Raw genomic sequence first — 15,223 nt, forward strand, 5'->3', positions numbered from 1 at the left:
AAGTTTTCATGCGTATGGCGTGGTGATGACGGATTTTCTTATTTATAAAATATGGAATTTTTGATATAATAAAGTTTATGGAAATTGAAAAAACCAACCGAATGAATGCCTTATTTGAATTCTATGCAGCCTTGCTAACAGACAAGCAAATGAACTACATCGAGCTCTATTATGCCGATGATTATAGTTTGGCTGAGATTGCTGAAGAATTTCAAGTCAGCCGTCAGGCGGTCTATGATAACATTAAACGAACAGAAAAATTACTGGAAGATTATGAGATGAAACTGCATATGTATTCTGACTATGTGGTGCGTAGTCAGATTTTCGATGAAATGCTGAATAAGTATCCAGAAGATGCTTATTTGAAGGAGAAAATCGCCATTCTAACCAGTATTGATAATAGAGAGTAAGAGGAGAAGTATATGGCTTTTGAAAGCTTAACGGAACGTTTACAGAATGTTTTTAAAAATCTGCGTCGTAAGGGAAAAATTTCTGAGAGTGATATTCAGGAAGCAACCAAGGAAATTCGTCTGGCCTTACTAGAAGCCGACGTTGCTCTTCCAGTTGTAAAAGATTTCATCAAAAAAGTACGTGAACGTGCCATTGGTCACGAAGTCATTGAAACCCTGAACCCCGCTCAACAAATCATCAAAATCGTTGATGAAGAATTGACGGCTGTATTAGGTTCTGAAACTTCAGAAATTATCAAATCACCAAAAATTCCAACTATCATTATGATGGCTGGATTGCAGGGGGCTGGTAAAACGACCTTCACAGGTAAGTTAGCTAATAAACTCAAGCAGGAAGAAAATGCCCGTCCACTCTTGATTGCTGCCGATATTTATCGTCCAGCTGCCATTGACCAGTTGAAGACCCTTGGTCAACAAATTGATGTACCTGTATTCGAGTTGGGCAATCAAGTCCCTGCCCTGGAGATTGTACGCCAAGGTTTAGAACAAGCCAAAGCTAATCATAATGACTACGTTCTGATTGATACGGCCGGTCGTTTGCAGATTGACCAAGCCCTTATGGCCGAATTGAGAGAAATCAAAGAGTTTGCTCAGCCAAACGAAATCCTCTTGGTCGTCGATGCCATGATTGGTCAGGAAGCTGCCAACGTTGCGCGTGAGTTCAATGATCAACTGGCTATTACTGGTGTGATTTTGACCAAGATTGACGGCGATACACGTGGTGGTGCAGCCTTGTCTGTCCGTCACATTACTGGTCAGCCAATCAAATTTACCGGTACTGGTGAAAAAATCACCGACATCGAAACCTTCCACCCAGACCGTATGTCCTCGCGTATTCTGGGCATGGGTGACATGCTGACCTTGATTGAAAAAGCCAGCAAAGAATACGATGAGAAAAAATCTTTAGAACTCGCTGAAAAAATGCGTGAGAATACCTTTGATTTCAACGATTTCATTGATCAGCTGGACCAAGTTCAAAATATGGGACCAATGGAAGACCTGCTGAAGATGATTCCAGGTATGGCTGGTAACCCAGCCCTTGCCAACTTGAAAGTTGACGAGCGTGAAATTGCACGAAAACGAGCTATCGTATCTTCTATGACACCAGCCGAACGAGAAAATCCTGATTTGTTGACACCGAGCCGTCGTCGTCGTATTGCTAACGGTTCTGGAAATAGCTTTGTCGAAGTCAATAAATTTATCAAGGATTTCAACCAAGCGAAAACCATGATGCAGGGTGTCATGTCAGGCGACATGAACAAAATGATGAAACAAATGGGAATCAACCCAAATAATCTCCCTAAAAACATGCCAAACATGAACGGTATGGATATGTCTGCTCTGGAAGATATGATGGGCGGTGCAGGCATGCCTGATATGAGCCAACTGATGGGAGGAGCTGGTATGCCAGACATGTCCCAAATGTTTGGAGGCGGTTTGAAAGGTAGAATCGGAGAGTTTGCTATGAAACAAGCCATGAAACGCCAAGCAAATAAAATCAAGAAAGCCAAAAAGAAGAGAAAATAATCTCTTCTTTTTGGCTTTTTATTCGAAGAAGTAGATACATCAATATAAAATAGAAGTAGCAAAGCAGAAAAAATGATTTTTGAACCCCAACACTTTCCATTATAACGGAAATAATTAAAAATGTCCTTTTTGATGGACAATATTTATAATGTCCGTTATAATAAAAATCAGAGGACAAATTATGAATTATATCGCAATAATAGGAGATATTGTCAATTCAAAACAGACTCCAAACCGCTCTAGTATTCAAGAGCGGCTAAAACAGCAGCTGAATAGAATCAATCATTCCTTCGCTCAGGACTTCGCATCGCCATTTACCATTACAAAGGGAGATGAATTTCAAGCCTTATGCAAGCCTAACCCTTATATTTTTTTAATAATTGACCAAATCCAACTAGCCTTTCGTGATGAGGTGGAGATTCGATTTGGAATTGGTTTGGGTGAGATTCTAACAGCTATCGATCCCAAGCTAAGTATTGGAGCAGATGGTCCAGCTTATTGGGAAGCACGCAAGGCTATTGACTTCATTCATGACAACCATGACTATGGCACCAGCAAAATTGCATTTTCATCTGAATACAAGCAAATCGATCGTGTGATTAACTCCTTGCTAACTTCTAGCGATTTCATCAAAGCTGCCTGGAATCGTTCGCAAACGGATCTGTTTGAGACCTTAATCTCCAAAAAAATCTATCAAGAAGATTTCACACAAAAGCCAATTGCTGAGAAAATGAAACTCAGTCAAAGCGCCTTTACCAAACGTTTGAAATCCAGCGGAATCAAACTCTACCTGCGTAATCGTCAAACTGCCATGAATTTGATTCTCCAGCTCAGTCAGAAAGAAGGATAAAGCATGTCATTTTCAGTTATTTCTAGCTATCTTATTCAACATCCAGTTTTAACCGCCTTGCTTATTGCCCACTTTTTAAGTGATTTTACCTTCCAAAGTCAAGCACTAGCAGATGCTAAAAAGCTTCATTTGAGAGCTCTCTTCATGCACCTTTTCATTGTTTCTCTCCCTCTTCTTATTCTAGCCTTACTTACCCCCGTTCAAAACGGAGATTTATTTTTTCAAGTTTGGCTGAGCCATCTTGCAATTGACTATGTCAAATATTTTCTCAACAAACACCATTGGATAAAGGACTCCTGGGAAGCTGGAGCATTCTTAGCTGACCAATTGCTACATATCAGCTCAATCATCATTCTTTATCACACTATCGGTGTCAATGTCGCTTCACACTCACTCTGGATTGAACCAAATTATCTCCTCCTGCAAATCCTTTTTATACTCCTAATCAGCAAGCCCGTCAATATTCTTTTCAAACTCTACTTTAGCAAATATCAGGTAGCGGAAGGAGAAGAAGAGCAGACTGTGACAGGTGCAGGAGCCTTGATTGGACAATTGGAGCGCCTCATAATGGGGATTTTTCTACTTCTGGGGCAATACACAGCTATCGGGCTGGTATTTACAGCAAAATCCATCGCACGCTATGATAAAATATCCAAAAGCCAAGCCTTTGCTGAATACTATTTAATTGGTTCGCTATTTAGTATCATTAGTGTCCTAGTATTGTACGTTTTACTGATTTTATAAAAGAAAAAAGTTTACATAATTTATTTTGTGTAAACTTTTTTTGTGAAAATAGAAAGGAATACTATATGATTATTTGGTTATACTGTTCAAAAAACAAAAACTAACGTATAATAGATTTATGAAACTTACTATCGAACAAACAAACGAATTAAAAACTTATTTGAAAGATAAAACCTATTCCCCATTTCATAGACGACTTCAAGTAATCCTGTTCAGAGCCGAAGGTCTCAGTTATAGAGAAATCACTAACCTTATCGGCTATTCAAAGTATACAATCTGGTCCTTACAAGGCAAGTATGAGCTTGGTGGGATTTCAGCTCTAGTAAGAGAAACGCGAGGTGGACGGAACCGTCAATATTTAACCCTTCAAGAAGAGGAAGCATTTCTAAAAGAACAGTTAACAGCTTCACTAAATGGCGAATTTGTGACCATAAACTCTCTCTACGAAACTTATCAGAAACGGGTTGGACACCCTACGACCAAGGAAGGATTCTATGCCCTTCTGAAACGCCATGGTTGGCGCAAAGTGACGCCAAGACCAGAACACCCTAAAAAAGCAGACGCCGAAACGATTCTAGCGTCTAAAAATAAAATCTTCATTCACGAAAATAGGAAAGCGCTTCAAGAATAGTCGTCGCTATCATAAAGTCAGACTAATGTATCAAGATGAGGCGGGTTTCGGTCGGATTAGTAAAATTGGAAAGGCCTGGGCACCAAAAGGGGTGAGACCGCATGTACATAGCCACTATATTCGTGAGTATCGCTATTGCTATGGTGCTATTGATGCCCATACAGGAGAGTCCTTCTTCATTATCGCTGGGGGTTGCAATACAGATTGGATGAATGTTTTTCTCAAACAACTATCTGAAGCTTATCCTGACGATTATATTTTATTAGTGATGGACAATGCCGTTTGGCATAAATCAAGTACCTTAGAGAAACCACATAATATTGGTTTTGAGTTTATTCCTCCCTATACTCCTGAAATGAATCCAATTGAACAAGTTTGGGCTGAGATTCGAAAGAGAGGGTTTAAGAATAAAGCTTTTAAAACACTAGATGATGTGATAAACAAGCTTCAAGAAGTGATACGAGAGTTAGATTGGTCTATTTTAAAACCAATTGTTAGTAGACGATGGTTAAAAAACACTTGATTGGTTTGATTTTGATTTTTGTTGAGTATTAAATGGCCCATTCGGTGTCGGAAAGACTACTTTAGCAAATATATTACACAAACGAATAGAAAACTCATATCTCTATGATCCCGAGTTACTAGGTGATTTCTTACAACATCAATTACCTCAGACTGTATGTCCTGAAGATTTTCAAGATTATTCCATTTGGCGACAGAGTACTTATAAAATAGTATTTGATTTAGCGACTAAAACCGATAAGATTATTATTATTCCCATGACAATCTATAAGAAAGAATATTATCAGGAGATTATTCAGCAATTGATACAGGATAAGATTCCTTTGGAACATTATATTTTGTTAGCTGACAAAACAACCATTTTAGAACGTTTAGATAATCGAGTCAATGAAGACAACATCTGGGCCAAAAGACATCTTGATGTTTGTTTAAAATCTTTTGAAAGTCAGATTCCAGGACAAAGGTTAAACACAGACAGTTTGAAGCCAGAAGATGTTGCAAGGGAGATAAAAAAACTCAGCGAGTTTATTTAGTTAGACGGGGAATTCGTTTAACTACCCACCTGCATCTTTCCGAAAAACTATAATTTTCTTGAAACTTATATAAGGTTATGCTATACTACTCATATAACAAAAATCAGGAGAAATACATGCGTCGTGAGTTATTACTAGAAAAAATTGAACAGCTAAAAGAAATCATGCCTTGGTATGTCTTGGAATATTACCAATCAAAGCTGGCTGTGCCTTACAGTTTCACAACCTTATATGAATACTTGAAAGAATACCGTCGTTTTTTTGAGTGGTTGCAGGATTCGGATTTGGTATCTGTGGAACGGATTGCTGACATTCCTCTGGATGTTCTGGAACATCTGACCAAGAAAGATATGGAGGCCTTTATTCTTTATCTGCGGGAGCGTCCCTTGCTGAACGCCAATACCACGCAGAATGGTGTGTCGCAGACCACCATTAACCGTACCCTCTCGGCCCTTTCTAGTCTCTTCAAGTATTTAACCGAAGAAGTGGAAAATGATCAGGGTGAGCCCTACTTCTACCGCAATGTCATGAAGAAGGTGTCCACCAAGAAGAAGAAGGAAACCTTGGCGGCTCGGGCGGAGAATATCAAGCAGAAGCTCTTTTTGGGCGATGAAACGATGGAGTTTTTGGACTATGTGGACAAGGAATACCAGGTCAATCTCTCCAAACGTGCCCTCTCCTCCTTCCAAAAAAATAAGGAACGAGACTTGGCGATTTTGGCACTTCTCTTGGCATCTGGTGTTCGTCTGTCTGAGGCGGTCAATCTGGACCTCCGTGATGTCAACCTCAAGATGATGATTATTGAGGTGACGCGTAAGGGTGGTAAACGGGACTCGGTCAATGTGGCTGGGTTTGCTAAGCCCTATTTGGAAGCCTATATGAGCATCCGTCAACAACGCTACAAGGCTGAGAAAACGGATACGGCCTTTTTCCTGTCTGAGTACCGTGGTCTGCCTAACCGCATCGACGCTTCTTCCATTGAGAAAATGGTGGCTAAGTATTCTGCGGACTTCAAGATACGCGTAACCCCCCACAAACTCCGTCACACCTTAGCAACTCGGCTCTACGACGCCACCAAGTCGCAAGTTCTGGTCAGTCACCAACTGGGCCATGCCAATACCCAAGTCACTGACCTCTATACCCATATCGTCAACGATGAGCAAAAAAATGCTCTGGATAAATTATAATTTTGCGTAAAATAAATTATGTAAAAATTCAAGGAGTAAGCGAAAACTTACTCCTTTTTCCATTAAATCAATGCTTTCAATTTTTCCTGATTGACTGCTGGGTACTGGTCCAAAAAGGCTGAGAGAGTTTGTAAAACAGCAGGAATATAGCCAGTCTGATCATTCTCCACTTGCAAGACCAAGAGCGGCTCGTGGAGGCTCATACGGAGCAAGAGCCAGCCGTCACCATAAGGCTCGGTCAGGTCAAACCGCACCCCTTCTTCGTTTTCTGGGTTAAAAGCAAAGCCTTCGAGGCTGTTTTGGCGGAGGTCAGCAATGACCTGTTCACCAAGTGCTCGATAGTCTGCCACTTCTAATTTGAAACGCACTTCTTGAGTTTCCAGTGGTTGTTTAAGCTGGGCAATCAAGTCGTCCAAGGACTTGCCTTCCGCTTGCAGTTGTGGTAAGAGCATGAGAATCTTAGCCGCCACATTGGTTCCGTCATCGAGGAAGTAATTTTCCTTAAAGGCAGCATGTCCAGAGGTTTCGATAGCCAACTGGCAATCAACTCCCTCTTGATTGGCTAAAATAGCACGGTTGATGACATTACGGTAACCTGAAATATAGCGGATTTGCTTACCGCCAAGACTTTCGATAAAGATTTTCAGGTGTTCAGTTGTTGGGGAATTGGTCACAATGCTGGTTCCTGGATGTTCAGCTAGGATAATCTGGCTGAGAACGGCAATCAGGTTGTTACGATTGAGAATTTCTCCTGACTTGGTGACCAGGGCGGCACGGTCAACGTCGGTATCAAAGATAATGCCTAGGTCTGCACCTTGCTTCAAGACAGCCTGACGAATGCTTTCCATAGCTTCCTTGTTATCTGGGTTTGGAACATGGTTTGGGAAGGTGCCGTCTGGGTCTAGGAATTGTGAACCAGTGGTATCTGCTCCCAATTCTGCCAACACTTTCTCAGCAAAAAATCCGCCTGCACCGTTTCCAGCATCGACGATGATATTAAGACCTGTCAGTGGTTTTTCTTGTCCGGCACAGGCTGAGCGAATTTTGCCTACGAGGTCTTGGGAGTAAGGCGTCATCAGATCTGCGGTGATTACACTTCCAAGGGAAGAAGCTGGCAAATCTTCACTATGTGAGAGGATGAAGTCAATATCTTCATGTTCTGCTCCGCCATTTTCCGAAAAAATCTTAATGCCGTTGAAGTAATAGGGCAGGTGGCTGGCAGTGATCATGACACCAGCGTGGCACTTGAACTGAGGATACTGGGTGCTCATGAAGAGGGCTGGCGTGGTGGCCATGCCAAAGTCAATCAGCTGAACGCCCAGACGAACGGCTTCTTCTGTAAAGGCTGCGACCAAGTCTGGACCGCTGAGGCGGCTATCTCGGCCGATACCAATCTTGAGTTGTCCTACTTGATAGGCTTGAGCAAGTTCTGGCTTCTGAGTTAGCCAATGAATCAGTCCGCGGACGATTTCCTTGGTGGCTTGTGGCGTGAGATTGACGGCATATTCGTCTGTAGCGATAGCAATTCCACGAATATCTGATCCATTTTGCAAGACGTGATGATGGGACATAGTAACCTCCTAATTCAAACTATGTCAAGTATATCATAATTTAAAGCGGTTTCAAAATTAAAAAAGCACAGTTTTTACTGTACTTTTGTGATGCTTACAGTTGTCCCAATTTCCAGTTGACTTTCCACGGAAATAGCTAGTTCCAACTGATTCAAGACCCGCTTGGTCAGATACAATCCAAATCCTGTCGCTTTTTGGTGTTCACGGCCATTAAAACCTGTAAATCCCTCATCAAACAGACGTGGAATATCTTCTGCCAAAATGCCAATTCCCGTATCGGAAATGGAAATCCCCTCATTCAATTCAATGACTACCTTACCACCAGTCTTATTGTACTTGAGGGCGTTGTCGATAATCTGTGATAGGGCAAAACTAAGCCACTTTCTGTCGGTTTTCAGTAGCCAATTTCCATTGATGATCACTGAAATGTCTTTTTGCAAGAACTGGTTGCGGTATTTTTTCACCACTTCCACCACTACTTCTCTGCCTTCCACCTGCTCAAATCGAAAATCGCTGGAATGACTGGTCAGCTTGAGATAGTTGAGGAGATTGGCCATGTAATTATCCAACCGCAAAAGCTGATGGTCGACATCCTGCTGGTTGAGATTGTCAGTCTGGCTCATCAAAGACAGGGCAGCTAAAGGTACCTTCATCTGATGGGACCACATTTTGACCATAGCTTGCAGGTCTTCTTCACATGACTTATAATCCAGGAGCTGCTCCCGCGTCGCCTCCTTCTCCGCTTCAATCAAGTTGAGATAGGCAAGGTCCACAGGCTTATTAAGCAGGGGCAGAGCTTCTTCATGGACATAGTCTTCCAAGGCTCTCATGCGGTTGCGAAACTTCCAGAAAAGTCCTGCAGTCAGTAGGGTTAAGAGGGTTAGGGACAATAGCAGAGCGTTTTGCAGGAATTCTGTGGGGAGTTGGTAAAGATAGAAGAGCAAGATAAAACTAGTAGCCAGAACAATGTAGGAGAAGTAAAAACTCCGATATTCACGGATAAATTTTGTTATCATTTGACCAAGTACCCCACACCACGAACCGTATGGATACGTTCAAAACCGACCTCGCTCACCTTCTTACGCAGTCTGGTCATGTTTACATTGAGCGTGTTCTGGTCGATAAATTCTTCATTTTCCCAGAGTTTTTCCAAAAGTTCTTCCTTGCTGACAATCTGCCCTTGTCTTTCTAGTAAGGCGGACAAAATCTTGGTTTCCGTAGGAGACAATTGAACCTGTTCCGATTCGTTTGTAAATCGTCCGTCTAAACTAAGTTGAAACTGGTCAATTGACAAATCAGTTGATTTGCTGAATTGATTGACCCGACGCAGGAAGGCTCCGATTTTGGCATCCAAAACCCCTAGTGAAAAAGGCTTGGAAACAAAATCATCGCCACCCATGTTCATGGCCATAACTGCATTCATCTCATCATCGCTAGAAGAGATAAAGATAATGGGCATGGTCATGGTTTTACGGATTTCTGTCGTCCAGTAAAAACCGTTGTAATAAGGTAGGCTAATGTCCATCAGCACCAAGTCTGGCTTGAGTTCCGCAACTTCCTGACTAACTGCTCGGAAATTCTGCACACTTTCTACCTGATACGATTTTCCCAGATGCTGCTTCAAGAGCTGGACAATCATCTCATCATCTTCAACAATATAAATCTTCTCTTTTTTCATCATCTTCATTCTGCAAAAGCCAGGACACAGGTCTTGGCTTTTTATTTATATACTTCTTTTCGATGCCCGACTTCAAGGGCTGTTACGATCAATTTATCATCTTCAATGCAGACGATGACCCTGTAATTGCCGATACGGTACCGCCATTGGCCAGAACGATTGGCAGTCAAGGCTTTTCCGTATTGTCTGGGGTTGTCAGTCACATGACTGGACAGGTAGTTGGTAATCTGTTTTTGGGTAAATTTGTCCAACTTTTTCAACTGTTTAATAAAACGACTAGTCGGTACGAGTTTATAACAGGTCTTCATCCGTCAACCCCAACTCTTCCAACATTTCCTCCCAGCTAATCGGCTCAATTCCATTCGCCAAGTCTTCTTGGTATTCTGCCCAAGCAATGTCAGCCACACGGGCATCGTATTCATCTTCAAGGGCTTCAAGGGTTTTAGTCCGAATGAGTTCTGACAAACTGACACCTTCAAACTTTGCCATAGCCTGCATAAATAGCTTGTCCTGCTCAGAAACTTTCAATGTAATAGCTGCCATTTTCTCACCTCTTCGAGTATTCCTTTGGTATTACCATTGTAACACCATTTCCCTGAAAAAGCAAGAAATCTCGCACAAGGCGAGACTTCTTCTACCGTTCAATAATACGATAATAGGTGCGACTGGTCCACTTGTAAATGACAAAGTAAATCAGAGCGACTGCCAGTAGGGTGATGCCGCTGACTGTGTAAATCATTAGTGATGAGGTAACACCAAAACTCAGTAGCATTTGCTTGAGCATGACAAGGGCGATGACAAAGTGTAGGGTCGCCATGACCAAAGGCATAAAGAAGACCGTAAGTGTTTGGGAGTTAATGGTCTTTTTGACCGCTGCTGCACTCATGCCCACTTCTTGTAGAATCTTGTAGGATTTCTTGTCTTCATGTCCTTCTGAGTACTGCTTGTAGTAGATAATCAAGGCTGCACCAAGTAGGAAACTAATCCCCAGCAAGAAACCAGTGAAGAGGAAACCGCCTGTAAAGCCCATGAGCATATTGTTGAAGTCTGTTCGTTGCATGATATTTCCGACATATTCCTCATTTTCATTGGAAATAGTATAAATATTACCTGCCTGCTCACCAACTGTTGCTACTTCTTCCTTGGTCAAATCAGTAAAGACACGGTAGTCAAGGCTAACAAGATAGCCTTGCGGATTATTGGACTCATAATACTTACGAACAGCATCCAATACTGTGTCATCACTGACTACCATAACGGCGGCATTTAGCGTATTGATGATGTCTGGGAAAATAGCCTGGTCAAGATTGGCTACATTCTCAAAGGTTTGCTCGCCCAAAACGAGCTTCTTCAGCGATGGTTTTTCGCTCGGACGCATAAAAGCAACTTGATTGGCAGCTAGCTCAGGCAGGTCATTGCCCAACTTCCTGAAATCATCTTGGGTGATGAAGTAGGTAAAGGCCATTTTGCTAAAATCTGGATTGGAAATGGTTTCTGGGCTAATGACAATCTCTTCGCCACCATCATAGACCAAGCCAGCTTGATAGGTCAGGTAGGATAGATTGTCATTGGCTTTTTCTGGGAAATGGCTGAACACCGATTGCTGATAGGCAGCTTCACCTTGACTTCTATCCGAAACAGGATAGGTAATAGATGTTTCCTTGGGATATAGTGCACCTGTCATACTGCTCATGCCTGTATAAAGGGAGGTTGTGGTCGCAATGGTCACAAAGGCCATAACCGCAAGCAGTGTGATATTGGCCAAACCCGTTGCGTGCTGCTTCATCCGGAAAATCATCTGCGATGTCGTAATGAAATGCTCTGGCGTATAGAAATACCGCTTGTTTTTCCGACGAGTCTTCAAATACCAAGTCATAAAGCTGATGTAGAACAGATAGGTCCCCGCAATGACAAAGAGCACAGCGATAAAGAACCGATAGATAACAGCTAGACCTTCTGCTTTAGATGAAAGTGATAGGTAGTATCCAACACCCAGTCCCACTACACCAAGGGCAGCCAGAAGGACATTGCCACGTGGCTCCTTCTCCCCCTTCTCGCTGGCACGGAACAAAATCAGCGGACTGGTCTTGCCAATGGTCCGAATGGCTAGCAATTCTAAGAGAAAGAAAATACCAGCAAAGAGAAAGGCGGTCATGACAAAGGCCAGAGGATCTATTCCAAAATGCAAATCACTATAATGTGTTATATTGACAAAAATCAAGTAGAGAACATTTGAAAAAACTCCAGCTAAGACAGAACCAAGAACCACAACTAGCAAGAAAATCATCATCAATTCGAGGCTAGCTATCAAGGCTACTTTTTTCTTGTTCATCCCCAGCATGTTATAGAGACCCAATTCCCTCGCCCGTTGTTTCATCAAGAAATTAAAGCTATAAATCTCCATAATGACCGAGAAAATGGTTAGAACAACAACACCAAGACCGATAGAAATGGCACCTGAGCCCATGGTCTTCATTACTGGACTCAGCATGAGTAAGAACATGGAACAAATCAAGGTAAAGAGAACCAGACTGGCTAAAACGAAGGGAGCAAAAACACCCATGGATTTTCGGATATTTTGCCCAGCAAGTTTGAGGTAAAACATCTACTCACCCCCTAAAAGTGCAGACATATTGAGTGAAATTTCCTTGGCAAAGTCTTGATTGCTCTTGTCTGCCTTGTACAATTGGTGGAAAATGCGACCATCTTTGATAAAGAGTACCCGTTTGGCGTGACTAGCCGCATTGGCCGAGTGGGTCACCATGAGAATGGTTTGACCGTCACGGTTAATCTCTTCAAACAAATTCAGCAAGTCTTCCGAATTGCGGTAATCTAGGGCAGCTGTCGGTTCGTCCGCTAGAACAATCTGTGGCTGGGTAATCAAACTACGAGCAATGGCCACGCGCTGCTTTTGTCCACCAGATAGTTCAAAAGGACGTTTTTTCAGCAAATCTTGAATGCGTAGTTTTGGCGCCAGAGCTTTCAAACCTTTCTCCATTTCTTGATGACTAGCGCGAGCCAAAACCAGTGGTAAAAAGATATTGTCTTGGATAGAAAGAGTATCTAAGAGGTTAAAATCTTGGAAGACAAAGCCTAGATTACGCAAACGGAAATCGGCCAACTTGCTTTCCTTGATTTTGGTGATGTCTTGATTGTTTAAGATAACAGAACCTCTCGTAGGCTTGTCTAAGGTCGCAAGGATGTTGAGCAAAGTCGTCTTACCTGATCCACTTTCACCCATGATGGCGATAAACTCGCCCTCTTCTACCTTAAAATCCACATCTTGCAAGGCACGAGTTTCCTCTTTCGAAAAGCGCGTGCGGTAAACTTTTTCTAAATGATTGATTTCTAATAACATAGTTACTCCTAATTGTTTTCTTTGGATAAATCAACTGCATCAAGTAATGCTTGATAGTCGATTCGGTCTGATTCAGCAATATTATCTTCTAAGTCCACTTTATAATAACCATCTTGAACACCAATGGCCCATTCCTTGCTAGTGGTTATATAGAGATTATTCAAGGATACCGTCGTTTTCACTGCCCCTTCCTCTTGAACAACAGGCCATTCCATAAACTTGGCTTCTGTTCCTCGAATACTATCTTCGGCAACTTCCTGCTTGCTAACGGCATAGTCTTTTCCCTTGTAATGGAAAGTTTGATAGCCCTCATCAAAGCTAAGGTCTGCTGAAGAGGAAGAGCAAGCGGTTAGCATTATACTGCCCAAAGCTAGCAAGCCAAATGCTTTCTTTTTCATAGTTTCCTCCCTCTAGTATGCCATAAATCGCATACTTTGCAAATCATAGGCGAGCTCTTCCAAGAATGCAGCTTGTTCCATGAGTTCAATCTTCTCTTTTTCAGAGAATACCTGTTCTTCTATTCTCTTTGCTTGTAAAAATTTGAATGACATATGATTTCCTTCTTTCGTTTTCTTATGAGTCCATTATAGAAAATATTCTTTCTGTACTCACTTACAGTTCTGATTAAAAAACTTACAGCTTTGTAAGGAAAGAAAAAGGGAGTGGGAAAGAACTCGACTGGTCAAAAACATACTAAGATTAGTAGTGAGGAAATCTCCGACGGGAGAGAGTACTCACTACTTTTTTCATTCTCAAAATGATAAAGTAGAGGTGTCTTGTTAAGTCGAGAACTCTTTTGACGCTAGACGTCGCATCAAAAACTGGCAAGACACCTGTTTTAGAAAGAATGTTATCAAAGTATGTGGGACGCCAGACGTCGAGTATTGAAAATGACATCACTAAAACAAGGAATCATTCAAGACAAAGAGGTAATATCATGCGTGCAGTTTTTGGGATTGATGTGAGTAAGGCAAGTTCAGAAGTGGCCATTCTAGTCAATGGTGAGAAAGTTCATGGCTATGCCATGTCCAATGACGCCATCGGCTTTGCTCGGCTACTTGGCGATTTGAGAACCGTCCATAAGCCAGAAATCATCTTTGAAGCAACAGGTGTCTATTCTCGTCGTCTTCAAGCTTTTCTGGATGAACATGACTACGCTTATACACGGCTTAATCCCTTAGAAGCTAAGAAGCAACTGGATAGCTTGCGTGTGAGGAAAACAGATCAAATTGACGCTGAAAAACTGGCTCAATCTCAATTTGTGCTGAATCGTAAACCCACTTATGTCCAAGAAGAAGTCTATCAAGAACTGCGAGATTTAAGTCGCTTCTATCAGAACTTAACTGAGGACATCGTTCGAGCTAAAAACCGTCTGCACAAGGTCTTGCAAGTCACGTTTCCAGAGATAGAGACTGTCTTATCAAAGCCAACTGGGGAACAATACTGGAACTTAGTTACTGCGTTTCCTTACAAGGACTTCGTGCTTGATTTAAGCAAGGACGAACTCTTAGAGAGCATCCGTCAGTCCACCTCAAAACGTATTTCGGACAAGCGTGTGGCGTACTTAGCCGAGAAGCTGATAGCACTAGCTAATCAATCGTATTGTGCCGTCAAGAAAACCTCTCCAATGCTGGAAGAGGTTCGTTACTATGGAAAAGAATTGCTTCGGCTTTCTGGACAGAGACAGGCAGTCTTAGATGAAATGGTAGAACTAGCTCAGCCATTACCTGAATATGACATTCTGCTCTCTATTCCTGGAATAGCTGAGACTACTGCAACAAGTATTATTGGTGAACTGGGAGATATTCGCCGTTTTCAGTCTGCCAATCAAATCAATGCCTTTATCGGTATTGATCTGAGACACTATGAATCTGGCAACTTCCTCGCTAAGGAACACATTACCAAGCGTGGCAATCCCTACGCTAGAAAGATTCTGTTCAAATGTATTCACAATATCGCTTCAGCCAGTCATACCAATCCTTGCCATATCGCAGACTTTTATGAGAAACGAAAAAGACAATCGCAAACGACTTCTACGAAGCCACATACGATTGCCTCCATACATCGTCTCATTCGGACAATGTATTACCTCATAACGCATAACAAACTTTACGATTATCGTTCTACCCAAAATCAGTAAGATTGTTTATGC

Annotated in this window: 16 protein-coding genes and 1 pseudogene; 8 read left to right on the forward strand and 9 right to left on the reverse strand. The window is 42.0% G+C overall.

Going from position 1 to position 15,223, the window contains the following annotated elements; translation table 11 throughout:
• Positions 1-77: 77 nt before the first annotated feature.
• The 7 genes and pseudogenes from K6969_RS06185 to xerS all read left to right on the forward strand — a co-directional run bounded on the left by K6969_RS06185 (position 78) and on the right by xerS (position 6,464).
• On the forward strand, positions 78-410 hold the full coding sequence (locus tag K6969_RS06185; protein WP_014735854.1) for a putative DNA-binding protein: 333 nt from the start codon (positions 78-80) through the stop codon (positions 408-410).
• Positions 411-422: 12 nt separating this feature from the next.
• Positions 423-1,997 carry a signal recognition particle protein gene (ffh, locus tag K6969_RS06190; protein ID WP_002935002.1) on the forward strand — a complete coding sequence of 525 codons (1,575 nt, stop codon included), beginning with the start codon at positions 423-425 and terminating at the stop codon, positions 1,995-1,997.
• Positions 1,998-2,178: 181 nt separating this feature from the next.
• Positions 2,179-2,847 carry a SatD family protein gene (locus tag K6969_RS06195; protein ID WP_029173924.1) on the forward strand — a complete coding sequence of 223 codons (669 nt, stop codon included), beginning with the start codon at positions 2,179-2,181 and terminating at the stop codon, positions 2,845-2,847.
• A 3-nt stretch (positions 2,848-2,850) separates the two neighbouring features.
• Positions 2,851-3,591: a DUF3307 domain-containing protein gene (locus K6969_RS06200; protein ID WP_029173923.1), complete on the forward strand. Its 741-nt coding sequence runs from the start codon at positions 2,851-2,853 to the stop codon at positions 3,589-3,591.
• 295 nt (positions 3,592-3,886) lie between these two features.
• A pseudogene (locus tag K6969_RS06205) lies at positions 3,887-4,745 on the forward strand (IS630 family transposase); the annotation flags it as partial.
• An 85-nt stretch (positions 4,746-4,830) separates the two neighbouring features.
• The gene (locus K6969_RS06210; protein ID WP_414820585.1) at positions 4,831-5,277 is read left to right on the forward strand and encodes an adenylyl-sulfate kinase; all 447 of its coding nucleotides are present in this window, start codon (positions 4,831-4,833) and stop codon (positions 5,275-5,277) included.
• 116 nt (positions 5,278-5,393) lie between these two features.
• Positions 5,394-6,464, forward strand: a complete 1,071-nt coding sequence (gene xerS / locus K6969_RS06215) for a tyrosine recombinase XerS (RefSeq protein WP_029173106.1) — start codon at positions 5,394-5,396, stop codon at positions 6,462-6,464.
• Positions 6,465-6,526: 62 nt separating this feature from the next.
• Here xerS and K6969_RS06220 read toward each other — a convergent pair whose 3' ends face one another.
• The 9 genes from K6969_RS06220 to K6969_RS06260 form a co-directional block, all read right to left on the reverse strand.
• A complete protein-coding gene (locus K6969_RS06220; RefSeq protein ID WP_029173105.1) occupies positions 6,527-8,035 on the reverse strand; it encodes a phosphoglucomutase in 1,509 nt (502 codons plus the stop codon).
• Between the two features lie 74 nt (positions 8,036-8,109).
• The gene (locus K6969_RS06225) at positions 8,110-9,051 is read right to left on the reverse strand and encodes a sensor histidine kinase (RefSeq protein WP_029173104.1); all 942 of its coding nucleotides are present in this window, start codon (positions 9,049-9,051) and stop codon (positions 8,110-8,112) included.
• Positions 9,048-9,716, reverse strand: coding sequence for a DNA-binding response regulator (locus tag K6969_RS06230; RefSeq protein WP_171943153.1), 669 nt, complete (start codon positions 9,714-9,716; stop codon positions 9,048-9,050). Before K6969_RS06230 ends, K6969_RS06225 begins: the two co-directional genes overlap by 4 nt.
• A 38-nt stretch (positions 9,717-9,754) precedes the next feature.
• A complete protein-coding gene (locus K6969_RS06235; RefSeq protein WP_029173102.1) occupies positions 9,755-10,021 on the reverse strand; it encodes a type II toxin-antitoxin system RelE family toxin in 267 nt (88 codons plus the stop codon).
• A complete protein-coding gene (relB, locus tag K6969_RS06240; RefSeq protein WP_029173101.1) occupies positions 10,005-10,256 on the reverse strand; it encodes a type II toxin-antitoxin system RelB family antitoxin in 252 nt (83 codons plus the stop codon). The genes K6969_RS06235 and relB overlap by 17 nt, the downstream gene beginning before the upstream one ends.
• Before the next feature lie 91 nt (positions 10,257-10,347).
• Entirely contained in the window at positions 10,348-12,318 is a 1,971-nt protein-coding gene (locus K6969_RS06245) for an ABC transporter permease (protein ID WP_171943152.1), read from the reverse strand.
• Positions 12,319-13,071 (reverse strand): ABC transporter ATP-binding protein, encoded by a 753-nt coding sequence (locus K6969_RS06250; RefSeq protein WP_029173099.1) that lies wholly within the window; start codon positions 13,069-13,071, stop codon positions 12,319-12,321.
• 8 nt (positions 13,072-13,079) lie between these two features.
• Positions 13,080-13,469, reverse strand: coding sequence for a NisI/SpaI family lantibiotic immunity lipoprotein (locus K6969_RS06255; RefSeq protein WP_171943151.1), 390 nt, complete (start codon positions 13,467-13,469; stop codon positions 13,080-13,082).
• 12 nt (positions 13,470-13,481) lie between these two features.
• Positions 13,482-13,622 (reverse strand): hypothetical protein, encoded by a 141-nt coding sequence (locus K6969_RS06260; protein WP_171943150.1) that lies wholly within the window; start codon positions 13,620-13,622, stop codon positions 13,482-13,484.
• A 386-nt stretch (positions 13,623-14,008) separates the two neighbouring features.
• On the opposite strand from K6969_RS06260, the gene K6969_RS06265 reads away from it, so the two are divergent.
• On the forward strand, positions 14,009-15,211 hold the full coding sequence (locus tag K6969_RS06265) for an IS110 family transposase (RefSeq protein WP_321537501.1): 1,203 nt from the start codon (positions 14,009-14,011) through the stop codon (positions 15,209-15,211).
• The last annotated feature ends 12 nt before the right edge of the window (positions 15,212-15,223 follow it).

This window comes from Streptococcus suis (assembly GCF_019856455.1).
GTDB lineage: Bacteria > Bacillota > Bacilli > Lactobacillales > Streptococcaceae > Streptococcus > Streptococcus suis_AE.

Excerpts from the sequence above, each read along its gene's own strand:
- K6969_RS06185 (WP_014735854.1), top strand. The coding sequence starts at position 78 with ATGGAAATTGAAAAAACCAACCGAATGAATGCCTTATTTGAATTCTAT.
- ffh (WP_002935002.1), top strand. The coding sequence starts at position 423 with ATGGCTTTTGAAAGCTTAACGGAACGTTTACAGAATGTTTTTAAAAAT.
- K6969_RS06195 (WP_029173924.1), top strand. The coding sequence starts at position 2,179 with ATGAATTATATCGCAATAATAGGAGATATTGTCAATTCAAAACAGACT.
- K6969_RS06200 (WP_029173923.1), top strand. The coding sequence starts at position 2,851 with ATGTCATTTTCAGTTATTTCTAGCTATCTTATTCAACATCCAGTTTTA.
- xerS (WP_029173106.1), top strand. The coding sequence starts at position 5,394 with ATGCGTCGTGAGTTATTACTAGAAAAAATTGAACAGCTAAAAGAAATC.
- K6969_RS06220 (WP_029173105.1), bottom strand. The coding sequence starts at position 8,035 with ATGTCCCATCATCACGTCTTGCAAAATGGATCAGATATTCGTGGAATT.
- K6969_RS06225 (WP_029173104.1), bottom strand. The coding sequence starts at position 9,051 with ATGATAACAAAATTTATCCGTGAATATCGGAGTTTTTACTTCTCCTAC.
- K6969_RS06230 (WP_171943153.1), bottom strand. The coding sequence starts at position 9,716 with ATGATGAAAAAAGAGAAGATTTATATTGTTGAAGATGATGAGATGATT.
- K6969_RS06235 (WP_029173102.1), bottom strand. The coding sequence starts at position 10,021 with ATGAAGACCTGTTATAAACTCGTACCGACTAGTCGTTTTATTAAACAG.
- relB (WP_029173101.1), bottom strand. The coding sequence starts at position 10,256 with ATGGCAGCTATTACATTGAAAGTTTCTGAGCAGGACAAGCTATTTATG.
- K6969_RS06245 (WP_171943152.1), bottom strand. The coding sequence starts at position 12,318 with ATGTTTTACCTCAAACTTGCTGGGCAAAATATCCGAAAATCCATGGGT.
- K6969_RS06250 (WP_029173099.1), bottom strand. The coding sequence starts at position 13,071 with ATGTTATTAGAAATCAATCATTTAGAAAAAGTTTACCGCACGCGCTTT.
- K6969_RS06255 (WP_171943151.1), bottom strand. The coding sequence starts at position 13,469 with ATGAAAAAGAAAGCATTTGGCTTGCTAGCTTTGGGCAGTATAATGCTA.
- K6969_RS06260 (WP_171943150.1), bottom strand. The coding sequence starts at position 13,622 with ATGTCATTCAAATTTTTACAAGCAAAGAGAATAGAAGAACAGGTATTC.
- K6969_RS06265 (WP_321537501.1), top strand. The coding sequence starts at position 14,009 with ATGCGTGCAGTTTTTGGGATTGATGTGAGTAAGGCAAGTTCAGAAGTG.